The following is a 267-nucleotide window of genomic DNA, read 5'->3' on the forward strand; positions in this document are numbered from 1 at the left end:
GTCTGCGCCACCCATGACCTGAAGTAGCCTGCCCAGAGCCAGTTCAATCTCCTTGTCATTACAGGGAGTATTCGCCTGCCCCCCGGCCGCACGGGCGCGCAGGCAGGTATAGATGCTCAGGGCCGCCATCTGGTTATCCCTGCCCCCCATGATCTGGAGATGTCTGCCCATGTTAACTCGATCTCTTTGTCACCACAAGGAGTGTTCACCTGCCCCTTGGCCGCCCGGGTGCGTAGCCGGGTAAAAATCTCCAGAGCCGCTTTCAGG

Source organism: Parendozoicomonas verongulae, from assembly GCF_009711465.1.
GTDB lineage: Bacteria > Pseudomonadota > Gammaproteobacteria > Pseudomonadales > Endozoicomonadaceae > Sansalvadorimonas > Sansalvadorimonas verongulae.